18 protein-coding genes and 2 tRNA genes are annotated in these 22,560 nt (G+C 70.2%); 14 read left to right on the forward strand and 6 right to left on the reverse strand.

Annotated features, from left to right (window positions below; genetic code table 11):
- Positions 1-29: 29 nt before the first annotated feature.
- From ABZ906_RS03395 to ABZ906_RS03425, 7 genes are all read left to right on the forward strand, one after another.
- Positions 30-1,337, forward strand: coding sequence for an SCO3242 family prenyltransferase (locus ABZ906_RS03395; RefSeq protein WP_361376758.1), 1,308 nt, complete (start codon positions 30-32; stop codon positions 1,335-1,337).
- A complete protein-coding gene (locus ABZ906_RS03400; protein WP_361376761.1) occupies positions 1,334-2,275 on the forward strand; it encodes a sugar phosphate isomerase/epimerase family protein in 942 nt (313 codons plus the stop codon). Before ABZ906_RS03395 ends, ABZ906_RS03400 begins: the two co-directional genes overlap by 4 nt.
- Positions 2,272-2,955 carry an EboA domain-containing protein gene (locus tag ABZ906_RS03405; RefSeq protein WP_361198292.1) on the forward strand — a complete coding sequence of 228 codons (684 nt, stop codon included), beginning with the start codon at positions 2,272-2,274 and terminating at the stop codon, positions 2,953-2,955. The genes ABZ906_RS03400 and ABZ906_RS03405 overlap by 4 nt, the downstream gene beginning before the upstream one ends.
- Positions 2,955-3,803, forward strand: coding sequence for a TatD family hydrolase (locus ABZ906_RS03410; protein WP_361198295.1), 849 nt, complete (start codon positions 2,955-2,957; stop codon positions 3,801-3,803). The genes ABZ906_RS03405 and ABZ906_RS03410 overlap by 1 nt, the downstream gene beginning before the upstream one ends.
- A 3-nt stretch (positions 3,804-3,806) precedes the next feature.
- On the forward strand, positions 3,807-4,976 hold the full coding sequence (gene eboE, locus ABZ906_RS03415) for a metabolite traffic protein EboE (protein WP_361198298.1): 1,170 nt from the start codon (positions 3,807-3,809) through the stop codon (positions 4,974-4,976).
- Positions 4,973-6,355: a nucleotide pyrophosphatase/phosphodiesterase family protein gene (locus tag ABZ906_RS03420; protein WP_361376764.1), complete on the forward strand. Its 1,383-nt coding sequence runs from the start codon at positions 4,973-4,975 to the stop codon at positions 6,353-6,355. The genes eboE and ABZ906_RS03420 overlap by 4 nt, the downstream gene beginning before the upstream one ends.
- A gap of 172 nt (positions 6,356-6,527) precedes the next feature.
- Positions 6,528-7,589, forward strand: coding sequence for a sugar phosphate isomerase/epimerase (locus tag ABZ906_RS03425; protein ID WP_361376767.1), 1,062 nt, complete (start codon positions 6,528-6,530; stop codon positions 7,587-7,589).
- Between the two features lie 90 nt (positions 7,590-7,679).
- Here the strand turns inward: ABZ906_RS03425 and ABZ906_RS03430 are convergent, their stop codons facing one another.
- The 4 genes from ABZ906_RS03430 to ABZ906_RS03445 form a co-directional block, all read right to left on the reverse strand.
- Positions 7,680-9,068 (reverse strand): OFA family MFS transporter, encoded by a 1,389-nt coding sequence (locus ABZ906_RS03430; RefSeq protein ID WP_361376770.1) that lies wholly within the window; start codon positions 9,066-9,068, stop codon positions 7,680-7,682.
- Positions 9,069-9,193: 125 nt separating this feature from the next.
- Positions 9,194-11,338, reverse strand: a complete 2,145-nt coding sequence (locus tag ABZ906_RS03435) for an acetate--CoA ligase family protein (protein ID WP_361376773.1) — start codon at positions 11,336-11,338, stop codon at positions 9,194-9,196.
- A gap of 3 nt (positions 11,339-11,341) precedes the next feature.
- A complete protein-coding gene (frc, locus tag ABZ906_RS03440) occupies positions 11,342-12,574 on the reverse strand; it encodes a formyl-CoA transferase (protein WP_361376776.1) in 1,233 nt (410 codons plus the stop codon).
- Positions 12,575-12,586: 12 nt separating this feature from the next.
- Positions 12,587-14,281, reverse strand: coding sequence for a thiamine pyrophosphate-binding protein (locus ABZ906_RS03445; protein WP_361185125.1), 1,695 nt, complete (start codon positions 14,279-14,281; stop codon positions 12,587-12,589).
- 200 nt (positions 14,282-14,481) lie between these two features.
- Here ABZ906_RS03445 and sucC point away from each other — a divergent pair, with 200 nt between their 5' ends.
- The 7 genes from sucC (at position 14,482) to ABZ906_RS03480 (ending at position 20,928) form a co-directional block, all read left to right on the forward strand.
- Positions 14,482-15,621, forward strand: a complete 1,140-nt coding sequence (gene sucC / locus ABZ906_RS03450; protein ID WP_361376779.1) for an ADP-forming succinate--CoA ligase subunit beta — start codon at positions 14,482-14,484, stop codon at positions 15,619-15,621.
- 11 nt (positions 15,622-15,632) lie between these two features.
- Positions 15,633-16,511 (forward strand): succinate--CoA ligase subunit alpha, encoded by an 879-nt coding sequence (gene sucD / locus ABZ906_RS03455; RefSeq protein WP_361376782.1) that lies wholly within the window; start codon positions 15,633-15,635, stop codon positions 16,509-16,511.
- Positions 16,512-16,645: 134 nt separating this feature from the next.
- Positions 16,646-18,199 carry an aldehyde dehydrogenase family protein gene (locus ABZ906_RS03460; RefSeq protein WP_361376785.1) on the forward strand — a complete coding sequence of 518 codons (1,554 nt, stop codon included), beginning with the start codon at positions 16,646-16,648 and terminating at the stop codon, positions 18,197-18,199.
- Between the two features lie 239 nt (positions 18,200-18,438).
- A tRNA-Leu gene (locus ABZ906_RS03465) sits at positions 18,439-18,526 on the forward strand.
- A 157-nt stretch (positions 18,527-18,683) separates the two neighbouring features.
- Positions 18,684-18,774 (forward strand) — tRNA-OTHER (locus ABZ906_RS03470).
- Positions 18,775-18,813: 39 nt separating this feature from the next.
- The gene (locus ABZ906_RS03475) at positions 18,814-19,776 is read left to right on the forward strand and encodes a diacylglycerol kinase family protein (RefSeq protein WP_361376788.1); all 963 of its coding nucleotides are present in this window, start codon (positions 18,814-18,816) and stop codon (positions 19,774-19,776) included.
- Positions 19,777-19,845: 69 nt separating this feature from the next.
- Complete coding sequence (locus ABZ906_RS03480; protein WP_361378043.1) at positions 19,846-20,928, forward strand: ferritin-like domain-containing protein; 1,083 nt, start codon at positions 19,846-19,848, stop codon at positions 20,926-20,928.
- Between the two features lie 100 nt (positions 20,929-21,028).
- Here ABZ906_RS03480 and ABZ906_RS03485 read toward each other — a convergent pair whose 3' ends face one another.
- Both ABZ906_RS03485 and ABZ906_RS03490 read right to left on the reverse strand, forming a co-directional pair.
- A complete protein-coding gene (locus ABZ906_RS03485) occupies positions 21,029-22,267 on the reverse strand; it encodes a beta-ketoacyl-[acyl-carrier-protein] synthase family protein (RefSeq protein WP_361376791.1) in 1,239 nt (412 codons plus the stop codon).
- Positions 22,264-22,506, reverse strand: a complete 243-nt coding sequence (locus ABZ906_RS03490) for a phosphopantetheine-binding protein (protein WP_361376794.1) — start codon at positions 22,504-22,506, stop codon at positions 22,264-22,266. Before ABZ906_RS03490 ends, ABZ906_RS03485 begins: the two co-directional genes overlap by 4 nt.
- Positions 22,507-22,560: the final 54 nt, after the last annotated feature.

Genomic DNA, 22,560 nt, shown 5'->3' on the forward strand with positions numbered 1-22,560 from the left:
CCGAGGTCGGGCGCGGGGCTGAGGTTGGCGTGGGTGTCGGGGCCGGTGCTGGTGGGGGCCTGCGTCTGGGTACTGGGCGCGACTGGGCCGAACTGCTGCGTGTCTCGGCCCTGTTCACCGTGCCCGGCGACGCCCTCGCCGGCGCGGCGGCAACGGGACTGCAGCCCAACCGCCGCACCCTCCTCGCCATCGCCGCGTCCCTCTCCCTCTACGAGGCGGGCATGGCCCTCAACGACTGGGCCGACCGCGCGGAGGACGCGATCGAACGCCCTCACCGCCCGTTGCCCTCCGGCCGCATCACCCCGTCCGTCGCGCTGGGCGCGGCAGCGGCACTGACGGCAGGAGGCCTGACCCTGGCCGCCGCCGCAGGCCGCCCCGCCCTGACGGTGGCCGGTGGCCTGGCGGCGACGGTATGGGCGTACGACCTGGGCCTGAAACACACCCCGGCCGGCCCGGCAGCCATGGCGGCGGCCCGCGCCCTTGACTTGCTGCTGGGAGCGGCGGCCACGTCAGCGGGGGCAGCCAGAGCCGCGACGCGGCGCCACCCGGCGGGGGACCGGGTCGTCTCCCGCGACCCCGGCATCCGCGCCGCGGTCCCCACCGCCCTCGTCCTGGGCGCCCACACCCTCGCGGTGACCGCGGTCTCCCGCCGCGAGGCCCAGGGCGGCTCCACGGCGGCCCCCCTGTGCGCGCTCGCCGCCACAGCGGCCCTGACCCAACTGCTGGCCAGGGTCGGCGGCGAGACCCGCGGGGCTGGCGGCAGCCGCCCGGCAGACAAGGGCGTGGGCACCAGTGCCGGCGCTCACGCTCCCGCCGGAATTGGCACCGGCACCGGCACCGGCACGGGAACCAGCACCGGCACCGGCACCGGCACGGGAACCAGCACCGGCACCGGCACCGGCACGGGAACCAGCACCGGCACCGGCACCGGCACCGGAACCGGCACCGGCACCGGAACCAGCACCGACGGCGTCCCCACCGCCGGACCCCCTCAACTCCCGACAGGCCGCCGGACTGCAGCCGCCGGCGGCCTGCCGGGCTCCACGCGCGGCGCTGCCCTGAAGCGGACCGGCAGCCCCCGGCGGATCGGCGTAAGCGGTGTCGTGCAGGCCGCGCTCGCCGCCACGTACGCCGCCACCGCCGCCCGCCCCCTCTTCCACGCCGCACTCAACCCGTCCCCCCAGCTCACCCAGCGAGCCGTGGGCGGCGGCATCCGGGCGATGATCCCGCTCCAGGCGGCCCTCTCCGCCCGCACGGGCGCCCCGGGCATCGCACTGCTGACCGCCGCCCTCGCCCCGGCGGCCCGCAAGTTCGGCCGGAAGGTGAGCGTCACATGACGGGTACGAACAACCGGGCAAGCGGCCCCTTCCGCTTCGGCTACGGCACCAACGGGCTGACCGACCTGAGGCTCGACGACGCCCTCGGTCTTCTCGCCGACCTCGGCTACGCGGGCGTCGGTCTCACCCTCGACCACATGCACCTCGACCCGCTCGCCCCCGACCTCGCCGCCCGCACCCGCCACGTGGCCCGCACCCTGGAACGGCTGGGTCTGACGGCGACGATCGAAACCGGCGCCCGCTACGTCCTCGACCCCCGCCGCAAACACGGCCCCTCTCTCCTCGACCCCGACCCGGACGCGCGCGCCGCCCGCGTCCGCCTGCTGATCCGCGCCGTCCAGGTCGCCGCCGACCTGGGCGCCCACGCCGTGCACTGCTTCAGCGGCATCACCCCCGAAGGCACCCCCGAGGACACCGCCTGGCACCGGCTCGCCGAGGCCATCGGCCCGGTGGTGGACGCCGCCCACGGCAGCGGCGTACCGCTGGCCATCGAACCCGAACCCGGCCACCTCCTCTCCACCCTCGCCGACTTCCACCGGCTCCGTCACGACCTCGGCAGCCCCGAGGCCCTGGGCCTCACCCTCGACATCGGCCACTGCCAGTGCCTCGAACCGCAGTCACCCGCCGACTGCGTACGCGCCGCCGCCCCCTGGCTGCGCCACGTCCAGATCGAGGACATGCGCCGCGGCGTCCACGAACACCTCCCGTTCGGGGACGGAGAGATCGACTTCCCGCCCGTACTCGAAGCCCTGGCCTCCACCGGCTACCAAGGCCTCACCGTCGTCGAACTGCCCCGCCACTCCCACGCGGGCCCCCAACTCGCCTCCCGATCCATCGAGTTCCTGCACAAAGCGGCGGCCGAAGCAGTGACCGAAACCGTCCGCACCCCGTCCCGCACCGCCCCGCTCCCCACCCCGGCCGGAGGAGGCACCACGTGACCGAAGCCCCCGTCATCGACGACCTCCGCACCCACCTGGAAGCCGCCCTCCCCGGTGCCGCCCGCGCCTGGCTGGACCAGGCCACCGCCGAGGCCGCCGCCCACCCCGGCCGACCGGCGCAGAGCACCACCCCCACCTGGGAACTGCGCTTCGCCGAAGCCGGGCGACGCTGCGGCCAGGACCACGCCGACGCCGCCCGCGTGCTGCTCCTGCACGCGGCCGACGCGGACCCGGCCACCCTCACCCGCGTCTACGGACAGGGCACCGCCGCCGAACGCCGCGCCGTCCTGCACGCCCTGCCCCATCTGGTCCGGGGCCCGGAGGCACTGCCCCTGGTCGAGGACGCCCTGCGTACGAACGACACCCGGCTCGTCGCCGCCGCCGTCGGCCCGTACGCCGCCCGGCACCTCGCCCCGCACGACTGGCGCCACGCGGTTCTCAAGTGCCTGTTCACGGGCGTCCCCCTGGACGCCGTCGATGAACTGGACCGCCGGGCCCACGCCGACGCCGAGCTCGCCCGCATGCTCGACGACTACGCCGGCGAACGCACCGCCGCCGGTCGCACCGTCCCCAGCGATCTGCACCGCGTCCTGGCCCTGGCCGCCGCTACGGCCCCCGCGGCCACAGCGGCGTCCGCGGCCCCCGCGACCCCTTCCACCGGCGAGGAGCAGGAGTCCTGATGCGCATCTTCGACCCCCACATCCACATGACGTCCCGGACCACCGACGACTACCAGGCCATGTACGCCGCGGGCGTCCGCGCCGTCGTCGAGCCCGCGTTCTGGCTGGGCCAGCCCCGCACCTCACCCGCCTCCTTCTTCGACTATTTCGACTCCCTCCTCGGCTGGGAGCCCTTCCGCGCGGCGCAGTACGGCATCGCCCACCACTGCACCATCGCCCTCAACCCCAAAGAGGCGAACGACCCGCGCTGCACCCCGGTCCTGGACGAACTGCCCCGGTATCTGGTCAAGGACAACGTCGTCGCCGTAGGCGAGATCGGCTACGACTCCATGACCCCCGCCGAGGACGCCGCGCTCACCGCCCAGCTCCAGCTCGCCGCCGACCACGAGCTGCCCGCGCTCGTCCACACCCCGCACCGCGACAAGCTCGCAGGACTGCGCCGCACCATCGACGTCGTCCGGGAGTCCGCGCTGCCCCTGGAGCGGGTCCTCATCGACCATCTCAACGAGACCACGGTCAAGGAGGCCAAGGACAGCGGCTGCTGGCTCGGGTTCTCCGTCTATCCCGACACCAAGATGGACGAGGAGCGGATGGTCGCCATCCTGCGCGACCACGGGCCCGAGCGGGTCCTGGTGAACTCGGCCGCCGACTGGGGCAAGAGCGACCCGCTCAAGACCCGCAAGGTCGCCGACGCCATGCTCGAATCCGGGTTCAGCGAGGACGACGTCGACCTGGTCCTGTGGCGCAACCCGGTCGCCTTCTACGGACTCAGCGGCCGCCTCGCGCTCGACGTCACGGACACCGAAGCCACTCACGAGGGCAATTCCATCCTCCGCGGCGGGGCGTGAGCCATGCGCTTCCGGCACCCCGACGGCAGCGTCGTCCACCTCGCGTACTGCACCAACGTCCACCCGGCCGAGACCCTCGACGGCGTCCTCGCGCAACTCCGCGACCACTGCGAACCCGTACGCAAACGGCTCGGCAGGGACCGCCTGGGCATCGGCCTGTGGCTCGCCAAGGACGCCGCCCACGCCCTGGTCACCGATCCGGCCGCGCTGCGCGGTCTGCGCACGGAACTCGACCGGCGCGGCCTGGAAGTCGTCACCCTCAACGGATTCCCGTATGAAGGGTTCGGCGCCGAAGAGGTCAAGTACCGCGTCTACAAGCCGGACTGGACCGACCCCGAGCGTCTCTCCCACACGACCGACCTGGCCCGCCTGCTGGCCGCGCTGCTCCCGGACGATGTCGCGGAAGGCACCATCTCCACCCTTCCTCTCGCCTGGCGCACCCCCTTCGACGCCACCCGCGCCGAGGCCGCCCGTTCCGCGCTGACCGCACTCGCCCAACGCCTGGACGCGCTGGCCGAGCTGACCGGCAAGTCGATCCGCATCGGCCTCGAACCCGAACCGGGCTGCACCGTGGAGACCACCGGCGACGCGATCGCCCCGCTCACCGCCATCGGCCACGACCGCATCGGTGTCTGCGTCGACACCTGCCACCTCGCCACCTCCTTCGAGGACCCGCAGACCGCGCTCGACGCCCTCGCCGCCGCGGGCATCCCCGTCGTCAAGTCCCAGCTCTCCGCAGCCCTGCACGCCGAACACCCCCATCTGCCCGAAGTACGCGAGGCACTCGCCGCCTTCGACGAACCCCGCTTCCTGCACCAGACCCGCACCCGGACCGCCGCCGGCCTGCACGGCACCGACGACCTCGGCGAATCCCTCGCCGGCGACGCCCTGCCCGAGAGCGCACCCTGGCGCGCCCACTTCCACGTCCCCCTGCACGCGGCTCCCGCGCCGCCCCTCACCTCCACGCTTCCCGTGCTCAAGGACACCCTCGCCCAGCTGGTCGGCGGGCCCGCCCCCCGCACCCGTCACCTCGAGGTCGAGACCTACACCTGGCAGGCGCTGCCGCCCGAACTGCGCCCCCGCTCCCGCCCCCAGCTCGCCGACGGAATCGCCGCCGAACTCACCCTCGCCCGCGATCTCCTGACGGACCTCGGCCTGAAGGAACTGCCATGAGCCCCACACCCCTCCTCGTCCTGGACGTCGTCGGCCTCACCCCCCGTCTCCTCGACCACATGCCGCACCTCAAGTCCCTGGGCCAGTCCGGCTCCCGGGCCACGCTCGGCACGGTCCTGCCCGCCGTCACCTGCGCCGCGCAGTCCACCTTCCTCACCGGCACCACCCCCGCCGAGCACGGCATCGTCGGCAACGGCTGGTACTTCCGTGAGCTCGGCGACGTACTCCTGTGGCGTCAGCACAACGGCCTCGTCACCGGCGACAAGCTGTGGGACGCCGCCCGCCGCGCCCACCCCGGCTACACCGTCGCCAATATCTGCTGGTGGTACGCCATGGGCGCCGACACCGACATCACCATCACCCCCCGTCCCGTCTACTACGCCGACGGCCGCAAGGAACCCGACTGCTACACCCGGCCCCCGGCCCTGCACGACGAACTCACCGAAAAGCTCGGCACGTTCCCCCTGTTCCACTTCTGGGGCCCCGGCGCCGACATCGTCTCCAGCCGCTGGATCGCGGACGCCACCCGCCACATCATCAGCACCCGCCACCCCGACCTGGCCCTGTGCTACCTCCCTCACCTCGACTACGACCTGCAGCGCTTCGGCCCCGACGACCCGCGCTCCCACCGGGCCGCCGCCGAACTCGACGCGACCATCGCTCCCCTCCTCGACGAGGCGAAGGCGGAGGGCCGCACCGTCGTCGCCCTGTCCGAGTACGGCATCACCCGCGTGGACCGGCCCGTCGACATCAACCGCGCCCTGCGCCGCGCCGGACTGCTCGAAGTGCACACCCAGGACGGCATGGAGTACCTCGACACGATGGCTTCGCGTGCCTTCGCCGTCGCGGACCACCAGATCGCCCACATCTACGTGCGCAGGCCCGAGGATCTGGAGGTCACCCGCCAGGCCCTGGCCGACCTGCCCGGCATCGAGCAACTCCTGGACGACGAGGGCAAGAAGGCCAACCACCTGGATCACCCGCGCTCGGGCGAACTCGTCGCCGTCGCCGAGCCCGATGCCTGGTTCACGTACTACTACTGGCTCGACGACGCCCGCGCGCCCGACTTCGCGCAGCTCGTCGAGATCCACCGCAAACCCGGCTACGACCCCGTCGAGCTCTTCATGGACCCGCTCGACCCGTACGTGAAGGTCAAAGCGGCGAAGGCGCTGGCCCGCAAGAAGCTCGGCATGCGCTACCGCATGGCGGTCGTGCCCCTGGACCCGTCACCTATTCGCGGCAGCCATGGCCGCCTCCCCGCGAGCGAGGACCCCGATTCCGGACCGCTCATTCTGTGCTCCACCCCCCGCGCTGTCGGTGACCACGTCGCGGCCACCGATGTGAAATCGCTGTTGCTCCACCTCGCGGGCCTGGACTGAGTCCTGGCGGCCCGCACCGGCAAGCCGGCATCGCTGGATCTGCTGGATCTGCTGGTTCGGCTTGATCTCCACTGAACCAGAGGGCTCGGACCGTGCCATCAGGGTCCGTCCCTGATCCACCCCTGATCCGTTATTCGAACCCATCCCTGACTCGATCCCGGGAGAGAACCGCATGAGCCGCAACCACACGTCCGCCGACCCCGAGCTGGCCCAGAGACTCAGCAGACGCGGTGTGCTCGGTGTCGCCGCGGGCGCCACCGCCGCCGCCCTGATCGGCACGGCGGCCGCCGCAGCCCCCGCCGTCGCGTCCCCCGCCACCGCCGCGCAGAAGAAGGGGCGCAGCCGTGCCGTCCTGCCCCCGGGCCGCCTCGGCATCCAGCTCTACAGCCTGCGCGACAAGGTCTCCACCCTCGGATTCGCGCCGGTCTTCGCGGAGCTGGAGAAGTACGGATACGACGAGATCGAGTTCGCCGGATACACCCAGGGCTCGGCGGGCGCCATCACCCTCGCCCAGCTCAAGCGGCTCGCCCGCGACCACGGGCTGAACCCGATCGGCAGCCACGTCGGCTACTACGACGACAACAACCCGAACGCGTACACCTTCGCGCAGAACCTCACGAAGGTCCTCGACGACGCCGAGGCACTCGGCCTCAAGCACATCGGCACCGCGTCGGGACCGTTCCGCTACGGCTCGACCGTCGACGGTTGGAAGCGGGCCGCCGAGGACTTCAACACCTACGGAGAGGCCGCACGCAAGCGCGGCATGAAGTTCTACCAGCACAACCACGCCGAAGAGTTCTCCTTCGCCACCGACAAGCCGAAGGTCCGCCTCTACGACGTGCTGCTCGCGGAGACCGACCCCGACTTCGTCTTTCTGGAGATGGACATCTTCTGGGCGTTCTCGGCCCAGTTCCGCTTCGGCAAGCGTGCGGACGGCACACCGGCGCCCTTCGAGCCGCTCAGCTACGTCCTCAAGCAGCCGCACCGCTACCCGCTGTTCCACGTCAAGGACGGCATACGCGACGAGACGACCCGCGACGGCTACCGCATGACGGACGTCGGTGACGGCGACATCGACTACAAGAAGTTCCTCTCCAAGGTGACCGCGCGGACCCACGACGGCCGCCGCTACCACCACTGGCAGACCGAGCACGACAACCCGGTCGAGTCCCTCGCCTTCGCCCGCAAGTCCAGCGAGCACCTGCACTCGCTCAACGAGCGCTGCGGGGACTGACCCCGGCTCGCCGGTCCTGCGGCGACGGACACAGAAGCGGCCGCCCCGTGCACCTGAGTGCACGGGGCGGCCGCTGGACGTACGAGAGGGTCAGGCCATCTCCTCGCCGAGGGGTTGCGGATTGGGTGTGATGCCTTTGTCCTTCGGCCTTCCGGGCTGCGAGAGGAAGAGCGCGACGAATCCCGCGAACAGGGAAATGGAACCGGCCAGCGTGAAGGCCCCGGTGTGGCCCCAGTTGCTCACCACGATGGCGCCCATGCCGGAGCCGAGGAGCCCGGAGACCAGCTTGGAGCTGTAGACCAGGCCGTAGTTGGAGGCGTTGTTGTTCTCGCCGAAGTAGTCCGCGGTCATCGCCGCGAACATCGGGAAGATGGCGCCGCCGCCGAATCCGGAAATGCTGGAGAAGATCAGGAACAGCGGAAGGTTTTCGATGTTCGCCGCCCACAGAATTCCGTACTGCGAGAGACCGAGCACGATACAGACGAAGATCAGGCACCGCTTGCGTCCATAGCGGTCCGAGAGCCAGCCGATGACACCTCGGCCCGTGCCGTTGACGATGGCTTTCAGCGACATCGCTGTGGCGACGATTCCACCGGCGAATCCGGCTTCCTTGCCGATGTCCACCTGGAACGCGATGCCGAAGATGTTCACGCCCGACGTGCACAGCAGACAGAACCACATCAGTGCGACCCGGCCGGTCTGCCACGCCTCCTTGGGCGTGTACTGCCGCACGGCGGGCGGGTTCATCGCAAGCGCGCGCCTGGCCCGCGGGTCGGTCGGAGGCCGCAGCGGGTCCACGTCGGCCGGCCACCAGTTCTTCGGCGGGTCCTGGAAGAAGTAACCGGCCACGGCGACCATCGCCGCCAGGAAGAGGCCGACGGAGACAAGCACCCAGCGGAAGTTCGTCAGGTCCATGTAGCCGGTGAAGATGAACACGAACGGCACCGAGCCGTAGGCGAATCCGCCGTTGACGAATCCGGTCTTTCCGCCCTTTCGCTCGGGATACCACTTGCCGACCATGTTCACGCACGTCGCGTACACCATGCCGGCGCCCATACCGCTGAACATGCCGAAGCCGAGGAAGGCGACGACGACATGCGGCGCGAACGCCAGTGACAGATATCCCAGGAGCGTGCCGAGAGCGCCGCACATCATGGCCCAGCGCGCCGGAAGTTTGCCGCTCTCACGGAGCTTGCCCGCCGGGAAGGCCACCGCGGCCTGGAAGAAGACCCAGACGCCCAGCATCCAGAAGATGGCGGTGTCGCCCCACGCATGCGCGTGGCGCAGGGTGTCCTCGGCCGACGCGAACGCGTACTCGGCCGAACTGATGCCCATCATGCCGACCCACGGCAGGATGACCATCCACTTGCGCTTGCGGCCCATGATGTCCACGTCGGTCTCGCCGACCCGGTACATCCGGCCGTTCGCGTCCGTCACCTCCCGGAAGGGGACGGACGTGTGTATGTCGGTTGTCGTCATGTTGGTTCAGCACCCCTTGCGTCGAAAAGATCCTGGCCAGCGCCCCCTGTCCAATTCCTTTCGTGTGCGCACGGGTCCCGGGGCCGGCCGACGCGCACCGCCGTCCGGCCCCAACACCGGTCACCTCATCGACCGCCCCCCAACAGACCGGCCGCCCGGGCCCACCGGTACTTCGCGCCGAGCGCGGCCACCGGCTTCTCCGTCGTGTACGGATACGCCACGACCCCGCGCTCGAAGAGGTACTGGCAGGCCTCCTCCACCTCGACGTCGCCCGCCAGGGATGCCACGACGGGCTTCTCGATGCCGCGCTCGCGGAACTCCGCGATCACGCGCGCCGTCAGTTCGGCGAAGACCATGGGAGGGGTGACGATGGTGTGCCAGTAGCCCAGGACGAGCGCGTGGATGCGCGGGTCCTCCAGGCCGAGCCGGATCGTCGCCTCGTACGTCGACGGGGGCTCGCCCCCGGTGATGTCGACGGGGTTTCCCGCCGCCCCGAAGGGCGGGATGAACGCCCGGAAGGACGCGTCCAGGTCGTCGGGGATCTCCATGAGCCGCAGCCCGTTGTCGGTCACCGCGTCGGAGAGCAGCACGCCGGAGCCGCCCGCCCCCGTGATGATCACGATGTTGTCGCCCTGCGGGGTGGGGAGCACCGGCAACGCGCGCGCGTACTCCAGCATCTCGTTGAGCCCCGGCGCCCTGATGACACCCGCCTGCCGCAGGATGTCGTCGTACACGGCGTCGTCGCCCGCGAGCGCGCCCGTGTGCGATCCGGCGGCCTTCGCCCCGGCGGCCGTCCGTCCGGCCTTCAGGACCACGACGGGCTTCTTCGGAACGGTCGCCCGCGCGGCCTCCACGAAGGCGCGGCCGTCCTTGAGGTCCTCCAGGTGCATCGCGATGCACCGGGTGTTGGGGTCCTCGCCGAACCACGTGAGGAGGTCGTCCTCGTCCAGGTCGGACTTGTTGCCGAGCCCGACGATCGCCGAAACGCCCGTCTTCGTAGTGCGCGCGAAGCCGAGGATGGCCATCCCGATGCCACCGGACTGACTCGTCAGGGCGACCCCGCCCTTGACGTCGTACGGCGTGCAGAACGTGGCGCACAGGTCCTGCCACGTCGAGTAGTAGCCGTAGATGTTCGGGCCGAGCAGCCGCACTCGGTGCCGCTCGCCGATCCGCACGATCTCGTCCTGGAGCGCCTGTTCGCCGGTCTCGGCGAACCCGGAGGGGATCAGGACGGCATTGGGGATGCCTTTGCGACCCACCTCCTCCAAGGCCGACGCCACGAACTTGGCGGGGATCGCGAAGACCGCCACATCCACCTCACCGGGAACGTCCGTGACACTCTTGTACGCCTTGCGGCCCAAGATGTCATCGGCCTTGGGGTTCACCGGATGGATCTCGCCGGAGAAGCCGCCGTCGATGAGGTTGCGCATCACCGAGTTGCCGATCTTGCCCTGTTCGTTGGAGGCGCCGATCACGGCGACCGAGCGGGGCTCCATCAGCCGCCGCATCGACGCGAGCATCTCCTCGCGCGTGTACGTACGGCGCTGCTGCACGGCTCCTTCGGAGAGGATGACCCGGATGTCGGCGGCGACGGCCCCCTCCGGAGTGGCGATCACCGGGTTGAGGTCCACCTCGGCGATCTCCGGGAAGTCGGTCACCAGTTGCGACACCCGGCGTATCTGCTCGGCCACGGCCCACCGGTCCACGGCAGGGGCACCCCGCACACCGCGCAGGACCTCGGCGGCGCGTATCGAGTCCAGCATCGAGGCGGCCTCGTCCGCGTCGACCGGCGCGAGGCGGAACGTGACGTCCTTGAGGACCTCGACGAGTACGCCGCCGAGCCCGAAGGCGACGACCTTCCCGAACGTCGGATCGGTCACCGCCCCGACGATGACCTCCTGCCCGGACGGCAGCAGCTCCTGCACCTGCACGCCCTCGATACGCGCGTCCGGCGCGTACGCGCGCGCGTTGTCGACGATTTCGCAGAAGGCGGCCCGTACGCCGGCGGCGCCCTCCACCCCGACCATGACGCCGCCCGCATCGGTCTTGTGCAGGATGTCGGGGGAGACGATCTTCATGACGACGGGCCCTTCGAAGCGGGCCGCGTGCGCCACCGCCTCGTCCACGTCCGTCGCCAGTTCCTCGCCGGGTACGGCGATCCCGTACGCGTCCGCGAGGATCTTGCCCTCGGGCGCCGTCAGCGACGTCCGTCCCCCGGCGCGCACGGAGTCGAGGAGCGCCCGCACCGTCAGTGCGCGGTCTTCGGCCATCAATCAGATCACTCCGTTCGACTTGAGGAGGCGCAGTTCCTCGTCGCCGAGGCCGAGCTCACCGACGAAGACCTCCGCGTTGTGCTCGCCGAGCAGCGGTGAACTGACCACGTCGACGGGGGAGTCCGACAGCTTCAGCGGGGAGCCGACCGTGGTGAAGGAACCGCGCTGGGGGTGGGCGACCTCGACGACCATCTCGTTCGCGGCGAGCGAGGCGTCCTCGATGATCTCCTTGGTGGAGAGGATCGGGCCGCACGGGATGTTGTGCGCGTTGAGCCGCTCCAGGACCTGCCACTTGGGCAGCGTCGACGACCACTCCTCGATCAGCTGGAACATCTTGCCGAGCTTGGGAAGGCGCGCCTCCGGAGAGGCCCACTCGGGGTCCTGTGCCAGCTCGGGACGCCCGATGAGCTCGGTGAGCGGCTGCCAGCCCACGGGCTGCACGATGACGTACACGTAGTCGTTCGGGCCGCCGGGCGCGCACTTGACCGCCCAGCCGGGCTGCCCGCCGCCGCTCGCGTTGCCGGAGCGCGGCACCTCGTCCCCGAAGTCCTCGTTGGGGTACTCGGCGAGCGGCCCGTGCGCCAGGCGCTGCTGGTCGCGCAGCTTGACCCGGCACAGGTTGAGCACGGCGTGCTGCATGGCCACGTTCACGCGCTGTCCGCGGCCGGTGTTCTCCCTCTGGAAGAGGGCGGCGAGAATCCCGGCGACGGCGTGGATGCCGGTCCCGGAGTCGCCGATCTGGGCGCCCGTGGCGAGCGGCGGGCCGTCCTCGAAGCCCGTGGTCGACATGGAGCCGCCCATGGCCTGTGCCACCACTTCGTAGGCCTTGAAATTGGTGTAGGGGCCCTCTCCGAAGCCCTTGATGGAGGCGTAGACGATCCGCGGGTTGATCTCCTGGATGCGGTCCCAGGTGAAGCCCATGCGGTCCACGGCGCCCGGCCCGAAGTTCTCCACCATCACGTCGGAGCGCCGGATCAGCTCGGTCAGGAGCTCCTTGCCGCGCTCGGTTTTGGTGTTGAGGGTGATGCTGCGCTTGTTGCAGTTGAGCATCGTGAAGTAGAGCGAGTCGACGTCCGGGAGGTCACGCAGCTGTTTGCGGGTGATGTCTCCGGAGGGCGCCTCCAGCTTCACCACGTCCGCGCCCAGCCAGGCGAGCAGCTGGGTGGCGGAGGGCCCGGACTGGACGTGTGTCATGTCGAGGACGCGTACGCCCTCAAGAGCCTTGGTCGTCATCGCGCGGGCTCCTCACTTGTACATGGTCTGGTTCATGGTTCCGGGGGCGTACGCGTCCGGGTCGACCCATACGTTGATCAGCGAGGGCTTGCCCGACTCGCGGGCCCGCAGCAGGGCGGGGCCGATGTCGGCGGGGTCGCGGACCTCTTCGCCGTAGCCGCCGAGCATCTGGGCGAACTTGTCGTAGTGGACGTCTCCGAGGGTGTTGCCGACGCGTTCGCGCTCCTGGCCGTACTTGGCCTTCTGGCCGTAACGGATCTGGTTCATCGAGGAGTTGTTGCCCACGATTCCCACGAAGGGCAGGTTGTAGCGGACGAGCGTCTCGAAGTCCCAGCCGGTCAGCGAGAAGGCGCCGTCTCCGAAGAGGGCCACCACCTCCTTGTCGGGCCGCGCCTGCTTGGCGGCGAGCACGAAGGGGATGCCGACGCCGAGCGTGCCGAGCGGACCGGGGTCCATCCAGTGGCCGGGCGACTTGGGCTGCACGACCTGGCCGGAGAAGGTGACGATGTCGCCGCCGTCACCGATGTAGATCGAGTCTTCTGTAAGGAAGTCGTTGATTTCGCTGACGAGACGGTAGGGGTGGATCGGCGAGGCGTCGGACTTCAGGTTCGGCAGCCGCTTCTCGATCGCCGTCTGCTCGGCGGCGCGGAGCTCGTCGAGCCACTCCTTGCGCTTGGACGCGCCGCCGTTGAGACGACCGGACGCGGCCTCGGTGACGGACTTCAGGATGAGCCCCGCGTCACCGACGATGCCCAGGTCGATGTCCCTGTTCTTGCCGACGGTGCGGTAGTCGAGGTCGATCTGTACGACGGTGGCGTCCGGGGAGAGCCGCTTCCCGTAGCCCATACGGAAGTCGAAGGGCGTGCCCACGATGACGATGAGGTCGGCGTTGGAGAAGGCGTACCGCCGCGAGAGCTGGAAGTGGTGCGGGTCGCCGGGCGGCAGGGTGCCGCGGCCCGCGCCGTTCATGTAGGCGGGCACGTTCAGGGTCCGCACGAGTTCGATGGCGGAGGCGGTGCCCCGCGTCGTCCACACCTGGCTGCCGAGCAGGATCGCGGGCTTCTCGGCGTGCACGAGCAGGTCGGCGAGTTTCTCGATCGCCTCGGGGTCGCCGGCCGAGCGGGTGGAGGCGCGATACTGCCCGGCCTGCGGCACCCGGGCCTTGTCCACCGGCACCTTGGCGTCGAGCACATCGCGTGGGATCTCCAGGAAGGACGGCCCGGGAGCGCCGTGGAAGCACTCGCGGAAGGCCATCGACACCATGTCCGCGGCGCGTGCCGTGTCCGGCACGGTCGCGGCGAACTTGGTGATGGGTGTCATCATGTCGACGTGCGGAAGGTCCTGCAGCGACCCCATCTTGTGCTGGGTGTGCGCTCCCTGGCCGCCGATGAGCAGCATGGGGGACTCCGCGCGGAAGGCGTTGGCGACGCCCGTGACGGCGTCCGTGGTTCCCGGTCCCGCGGTCACCACGGCGCATCCCGGTTTGCCGGTGAGGCGCGCGTAGCCGTCCGCCGCGTGGGCGGCGACCTGCTCGTGGCGTACGTCGACGACATCGATCCCCTCGTCGACGCAGCCGTCGTAGATGTCGATGATGTGGCCGCCGCACAGGGTGTAGATGACTTCCACACCCTCTGCCTTGAGTGCCTTGGCGACCAGATGCCCACCGGAGATGTGGGTTTGGGTCGTGTCGCTGCTGCCGTCGGGCATGGCGAAGTCCTGTCCCTTCGTAGGGGAGTTGGAGCGCTCACACGCTGCTCGTAGGTGCTCTCGCGGTAGATTGCATACAGTCGACGAATACTGTATGAAGCTTGTTATCCCGCATCCGGTCAGTGGTGTCCAGGGGGCGTGCGGCACTTTTCGGAGGCGCGGGGTTCGCTCCCCGCAACGACACGGCGTCAGGAGCCGGAATGGACCTGTTCGAGCACCAGGCAAGGGAACTCTTCGAGGAACACGGCATCTTGGTGCCGCAAGCAGAAGTCGCCGGCACGGCGAAGGAGGCACGCGCGGGCGCCGAACGCCTGGGCGGCCGCGTCGTCGTCAAGGCGCAGGTGAAGACCGGCGGGCGAGGCAAGGCGGGCGGCGTGAAAGTCGCCGCGGACCCCGCTGCGGCCGAGATCACGGCACGCCAGATCCTCGGCATGGACATCAAGGGCCACACCGTGCACAAGGTGATGGTGGCCCAACCCGTTGCGATCGAAAGCGAGTTCTACGTCTCGTACGTACTGGACCGCGCGGCAGGACGCTTCCTCGCCATCGCCTCCGCCGAAGGCGGCATGGAGATAGAGGAGGTGGCGGCCGGCAGGCCGGAGGCCGTCGCGCGCGTGGAGATCGACCCCGCGGCCGGAGTGGACCGGGCGAAGGCGGCCGAGATCGCCGCCGCCGCGGGACTTCCCGAAGCCACGGCCGACGTCCTGGTCAAGCTGTGGCAGGTACTGATCCGTGAGGACGCACTCCTCGTCGAGGTGAACCCCCTCGTCCGCACCGACCTGGGAGAGATCCTTGCCCTCGACGGCAAGGTCACCCTGGACGACAACGCCCGCTTCCGGCAGGCACGCTGGGGCGCCGACGACACGGCGCACGACGACCCGTTGGAGTCCGCAGCCGCTTCCAAAGGCCTCAACTACGTGAAGCTCGACGGCGAGGTCGGCATCATCGGCAACGGCGCGGGCCTCGTCATGTCCACCCTCGACGTGGTCGCGGGCTGCGGAGCCCGCCCCGCGAACTTCCTCGACATCGGAGGCGGCGCCTCCGCCCGGATCATGGCCGACGGACTCTCCGTCATCCTCTCCGACCCCGCCGTCAAGTCCGTCTTCGTCAACGTCTTCGGCGGCATCACCGCATGCGACGCCGTCGCCGACGGCATCGTCCAGGCCCTGGAATCCGTCCGGCTGACCAAGCCGCTCGTCGTCCGCCTCGACGGCAACAACGCCGTACGCGGCCGCGCCATCCTCGACGCCCTCTCCCACCCCCTCGTCCAGCAGGCCACCACCATGGACGGCGCCGCACGCCGCGCCGCCGAACTCGCAGGACACACCAACGCTGCCTAAGGAGCCGGGACATGGCGATCTACCTCACCAAAGAGAGCAAGGTCCTCGTCCAGGGCATGACCGGAGCGGAGGGCATGAAGCACACCCGCCGCATGCTCGCGGCCGGCACGGACATCGTCGGCGGCGTCAACCCCCGCAAGGCAGGACGCACCGCCGACTTCGACGACCGCGCCGTGCCCGTCTTCGGCTCAGTCCGCGAGGGCATCGAGGCCACGGGCGCCGACGTCACCGTGGTCTTCGTGCCGCCCGCCTTCTCCAAGGCGGCGGTCACCGAGGCCGCCGACGCCGGAATCGGCCTCGCCGTGGTCATCACGGAAGGCATCCCCGTGCACGACGCCGTCGCCTTCCACGCGTACGCCAAGGAGCGCGGCACCCGCGTCATCGGACCCAACTGCCCGGGACTCATCACGCCCGGGCAGGCCAACGCGGGCATCATCCCCGCCGACATCACCAAACCCGGCCGCATCGGCCTGGTCTCGAAGTCCGGCACCCTCACCTACCAACTCATGTACGAACTGCGCGACATCGGCTTCTCCACCTGCGTCGGAATCGGCGGCGACCCCGTCATCGGCACCACACACATCGACTGCCTCGCCGCCTTCGAGGACGACCCCGACACCGAACTGATCGTCCTCATCGGCGAAATAGGCGGCGACGCGGAAGAGCGTGCCGCCGCCTACATCCAACGGGCCGTCACCAAACCGGTCGTCGCCTACATCGCCGGCTTCACCGCGCCCGAGGGCAAGACCATGGGACACGCGGGAGCCATCGTCTCCGGCTCCTCCGGCACCGCGCGCGCCAAACAGGAGGCACTGGAAGCCGCCGGGGTACGGGTCGGCGCCACGCCGACGGAAACAGCACAACTCGTCCTCAACCAGCTCGGGGCGTGATGTCACTCATAGGTGGCACGGCCTGACTGCACTACCGTCCTCCAGCACATCCACGCGGGCCGCGAACTGAGCGGCGCCCGCGCGAGCCATGCACCTCCCGCCCCGACTTGTGCACCGTGAGCGGAGACATACGAATGGCACCCACCCTCACCAACCCCCTCGTCCTCAAAGCCGGTACGGCCTGGAGCGACGCCTGGCGACGCTGCCTCGCCGTCGCGCCCGAGGCCTTCCCCGACGACCACGTCCTGAACCTCTGGAACGGAACCTGGCAGGCGGACGGCCGGGTCCTGCCCGCCACGTCCCCCGTCGACGGCAGCCCCATCGCGGGCCCGCCGCGCCTCGACGCCGCCACCGCCCACCAAGCCGTACGGGCCTCGCTCGACCAGCACCGCGCCTGGCGGCACATCCCGCTCGACGAACGGCGCGCCCGCGTCGCCGCCACCCTCGACGCCCTCACCGAACACCGCGACCTGCTCGCACTCCTCCTCGTCTGGGAGATCGGCAAACCCTGGCGGCTTGCCCGAGCCGACGTCGACCGGGCCATCGACGGCGTGCGCTGGTACGTCGACGGCATCGAGCCGATGGTCGAAGGCCGGACCCCGCTGGACGGACCGGTATCCAACATCGCGAGCTGGAACTACCCGATGAGTGTGCTCGTTCACGCAGTGTTGGTACAGGCACTCGCAGGAAACGCGGTCATCGCCAAGACCCCGACCGATGGCGGCGTCGCCTGCCTGACCCTCGCGTGCGCCCTGGCCGCACGCGAAGGGATTCCCGTCACCCTCGTCAGCGGCAGCGGGGGCGAACTGTCCGAAGCGCTGGTCCGGGCACCCGAGATCGGCTGCGTCTCCTTCGTCGGCGGACGTGACACCGGCGCCGCCGTCGCCACGGCCGTCGCCGACCTCGGCAAGCGGCACATCCTCGAACAGGAAGGACTCAACACCTGGGGCATCTGGAACTACAGCGACTGGGACGCGCTCGGCGCCGTCATCCCCAAGCTCTTCGACTACGGCAAACAGCGCTGCACCGCCTATCCGCGATTCGTCGTCCAGCGCGGACTCTTCGACGAGTTCCTCGCCGCCTACCTCCCGGCCGTGCGCACCGTCCGCGTCGGCCACCCCCTGGCGGTGGAGCACGCCGAGGATCCGTTCCCGCAACTGGACTTCGGCCCGCTGATCAACGCGGCCAAGGCCAAGGAGCTGGGCGACCAGGTGACGGAGGCGATCGACCGCGGTGCCGTGCCGCTGTACCGCGGCGCCCCGTCGGCCGGCCGCTTCCTGCCGGGCCAGGACACGGACGCGTACGTCCACCCCGTCACGCTCCTGGGTCCGCCCCCTTCCTCTCCGCTGCACCACGCGGAGCCGTTCGGCCCGGTCGACACCATCGTCCTGGTCGACACGGAGGCGGAGCTGCTCGCTGCGATGAACGCGTCTAACGGAGCGCTGGTCGCCACGCTCTCCACCGACGACAGCGAGACGTACGAACGTCTTGCGCCGCAGATCCGCGCCTTCAAGACGGGCCACGGGAAGCCTCGCTCGCGCGGGGACAGGGAGGAGCTGTTCGGCGGGTTCGGCGCGTCCTGGCGCGGCGCGTTCGTCGGGGGTGAGCTGCTGGTGCGGGCGGTCACGCACGGCCCCGCGACGGAACGGCCGCCGGGCAACTTCCCGAGCTACCACCTGATGGCGTGAGCCCGCCGTGCGGTGCGGTCGCTCCCACGCGGCGACCGCACCGCATGCCCCGGCACCAGCACGGGAAACACGGCCCTCGGTAGTCGTTCCGTCACTCGCGGTCAGTCTTCGGGGGCCTCTGTGCGGGCCGCCGGGTGCTGGTCCGGCGACGTGCGGATACGCAGGTGAAAGGCACTCCGAAAGCTTGGTATTGTTGTCCATGTCGCCGCGGGGAACACCCCGCGAACGGCAGACACCTAGTCCGGGTGGCGGAATGGCAGACGCGCTAGCTTGAGGTGCTAGTGCCCTTTATCGGGCGTGGGGGTTCAAGTCCCCCCTCGGACACCAGTTGATCAGCTGAAACCCCTGTTCACCAGGGGTTTTCTGCATTTCTGGACACACTTCGCGGCAGCGGCGGTGGTCGGCCTGAGACGGTCGTGTCAGTGGGCTGCAAGCCGGGGGTGCCATCGTCTTCACGTCGGTCGCGGACCGTGCGGGCCGGCGAGGAGAGATACCCATAGCGGCCCAATGGGGGCCGGGGCCCGTCTCCGGTCAGGGGTTCACGCTCCGCGCAGGTTCAAATCCTGCTCTCTCCGCCCACCACGGCAGCACACTCCCGGCGAAGGGAGCACGGCATGCGCCACTGGGCGCGCACCGCAGTGATCGTGGCGAACGGCCGGGCAGGGGGCGCTGCCTCGATTCCGGTCTCGGACGTCGCCGAGGCGTGCCGGGGGCTCGTCGCAGAGGTGAGCGTGGTCCGGACCGCCTATCGGGGGCACGCCCGGATGCTCGCCGTGAAGGCAGCGCGGGACGGCGCGGACGCCGTGCTCGCCGTCGGCGGCGACGGCACCGCGAGCGAGGTGGCGGGCGGCATCGTGGCGGCCGTCGCGGCCGACCCGCGCATTGTCGGCCCGGCCCTCCTCTGCGTCCCGGCAGGCACGGGCAACTCCTTCTACAAGGAGATCTGGCAGGACCGCCCCTGGCGCACGTCGCTCGGCACCGCTCTCGGCGGGGCGCGACCGCGCATCCGGCAGGTGGACATGGCGCGCGTCGAACAGACGCGGGACACGGTTCTGCTGGGCGCCTGCTCCGGTCTCGTCGCCGAGGCGCTGGATACGGCGGCGGGCCTCACCCGGCTCACCGGCCGTGCCCGCTACCAGGAGGCCGTGGCCGCCACCCTGCGCGACTTCGCACCGCACCCGGCCAGGGTCGTCGTCGACGGTGAGGTGATCCACGACGGAAGCGTGATCCTCGCCAACGTCGGCGGGGGCCGCTACCGGGGCGGCGGCTTCCTCCTGCTGCCCCGCTCGGTCCTGGACGACGGTCTGCTCGACGTCTGTGTGGTGACCGGCGACCTCGACCCCCGGGAGCTCCCCGCGCTCACCCGCGACGGCCGCCATCTCGTACGGCCCGAGGTGCTCTACCGGCGCGGTCGCCGCATCGAGATCGAGCGCACCGACGGCGCCCCCCTGACCTTCGAGCGGGACGGCGAGGTCCAGCGCGGACGCACCCGCTACGTACTGGACGTCCTTCCGGCAGTGCTGCCGGTGCTGTCCCCGACCGACGCATCCGGCCCGACCACCATTCGTCCCGCGTAAAGGGGAGTGCTCATGAGCGCAACCGGCGACCACCAGCAGACGGACACCGGCGCCGCCTGGTCGTTCCCGATGCGGGGACGGAACACGTTCACCTGGGAGTACGACACGGATCGGGAGCGATTGCTGAGCCTCTACCAAAAGGGCAAGGACAAGCAGTGGGACAGCACGAAGCGGATCGACTGGTCCCTGGAGGTGGATCCGTACGACGTCCTCGGCACGCCGGAGAACACCCTCGCCCTGTACGGGTCCCGGCAGTACTCCCGGTTGAACGGGCGGGAGCGGCAGGAGTTGCGACGGCACATGGCCGCCTGGGAGTTCAGCCAGTTCCTGCACGGGGAGCAGGGTGCGATGATCTGCTCCGCCCGGATCGTCGAGTCGGTGCCGGACATCGACTCCAAGTTCTACGCGGCGACCCAGGTCATGGACGAGGCGCGGCACGCGGAGCTGTTCACGCGCTTCGTGCACGACAAGATCGGCATGAGCTATCCGATCAGCCCGCATCTGAAGTCACTGCTGGGGGAGGCCCTGAACGACTCCCGCTGGGACATGCCGTATCTGGGGATGCAGGTGCTCATCGAGGGTCTTGCACTCGCGGCGTTCGGCATCCTGCGCGACCGGACGGACAAGCCGCTGCCCAAACAGATCCTCTCCTACATCATGCAGGACGAGGCGCGGCACGTGGCTTTCGGGCGGCTCGCGCTGCGGGACTACTACAAGGAGCTGACCCGCCAGGAGATCGCGGAGCGCGAGGACTTCATCGTCGAGGGCTGCTATCTGATGCGTGACCGGCTGCGCATGCAGGAAGTGTGGGAGACGCTCGGCTTCGACATGAAGGAGTGCATGGAGTACATGAACCGGGGGCCTCGTATGCGGGCCTTCCGGTCGCGGCTCTTCACGCGGATCGTGCCCTGCGTCAAGGACATCGGACTGTGGGGGCCCCGGGTCCAGCAGGCGTACGCCGACATGGGCGTCCTCGACATGGCCGACCGTGACCTGCTCAAGCTCATGGCAGCGGACGAGGCGCAGGCCGAGGCGCTCGACGCCGAGCGTCGTGAACTCCAGGCGCGGCAGAACGAAGTCCACCGGGCGATCGCCGAGGGGCAGTCCGGGCCAAGGAACGGACAGAGGCACGGACTGAGGCGCGGACAGTAGAGGCGCGGACAGCAAAGGCACTGACAGTAGAGAGAAGTGCACGGCAGCGGATGGTGCCGGACCCACCCCGGGTTCCGGCACCATCAGCTGTCGTCACGACTCAGGGGCGGGTCAGCAGCACCACGGCGTTCTGGCCGCCGAACCCGAAGGAGTGGCTGACGGCGACCTCCACGTCGGCGGGACGAGCCTCCTTGGCGACGACATCCAGGTCGATCTCCGGATCCTGGCTGTCCAGATTGGCGGTCGGCGGGATGATCCCCTGCTCCACCGTGAGGGCCGCGACGGCCACTTCGATGGCTCCCGAGGCTCCGAGGGAGTGACCCGTCACGCCCTTCACCGAGGTCACGGCGGGCCGACCGCCGAGCACCCGGCGGATCAGGCGGGCTTCCGTCAGGTCGTTGAGGGGAGTCGAGGTGCCGTGCGCGTTGACGTGGTCCACCGCTCGGGCATCGACGCCCGCGTCCTTGAGTGCCGCCCGCAGTGCCAACTCCGCCCCGGCGCCCGAGGGTTCCGGCGCGGTGGCGTTGTGGGCGTCGGCCGAAGCCCCGTATCCGCTGATGTGGGCCCGCACCTGTGCTCCGCGGGCCCGTGCGCTCTGCGGGCGTTCCAAGATCAGGACGGCGGCGCCCTCTGCGGGCACGAACCCGTCGCGGTCGACGTCGAACGGCCGTGAGGCGGAAATGGGTTGGTCGCGGCGCCCCGAGAGCGCCCCCATCTGCTGGAAGCCGGAGATGATCGAGGGGATGAGACAGGCTTCGGTGCCGCCCGTGATGACGACGTCGCAGTGTCCGCCCCGCAGCAGTTCACGTGCCGCGCCCACGGCCGTGCTGCCCGACGCGCAGGCCGTGGCCGTGACGAAGTTGGGCCCGCGGGCTCCGAACTCCATGGCGACGTAACCGGCCGACATGTTGACCGCGAGCATGGGGATCAGCAGGGCCGACACCTTCTCCGAGCCCTGTTCGAGCAGGACGTGGTGCTGCTTCTCCCAGGTCGAAGCCCCGCCGATGCCGCTGCCGAGGACCACTCCCACCCGTGCGCCGTCCCAGGTCGCCGGGTCGAGGCCCGCGTCCGCGAGCGCTTCGGCCGCCGCCGCGACGGCGAACTGGCTGCTGCGGTCCAGGCGCCAGGCCTTGCGTTTGCCGACCGCCGCCACCGGGTCGAAGCCGGGAACCCGGCAGCCGATGTCGGCGGGGATGCCAAAGAGCGCGGGCACCCGCTGCGCGGCGGTGCCGTCCGCGGCTCTGATGCGGTCCCAGGACGCGGCGGTGCCGAGGCCCGCGGGGGTCACCATGCCGATGCCGGTGACCGCCGCGTCGAACCGGCCATCGGCCGCCGTCATTTGACGGTCACCTGCTTGGCGTCGAGCACCCCGGCCGCCTCGGTCATGGTGTTCTTGGCATGCAGGTCGTCGTCGGTGAGGGTGATGCCGAACTCCTCCTGTGCCGCCAGGGTCAGCTCCACGAGCGCCAGTGAGTCCAGTTCCAGGTCCTCGAAGGTGTTCTCCGGTGCGACCTCGTCGGCCTCGACGCCGAACCCCTTGGTCAGCAGGCCTACGAGACGGTCGTACGTGCTGCTCATGTCGTGCTCCTCAGTAAGTGAGTACGGGTGGCCAAATGAGCTTGGAAGAGCGGT

Source organism: Streptomyces sp. NPDC046925 (assembly GCF_040644915.1).
Lineage (GTDB): Bacteria > Actinomycetota > Actinomycetes > Streptomycetales > Streptomycetaceae > Streptomyces.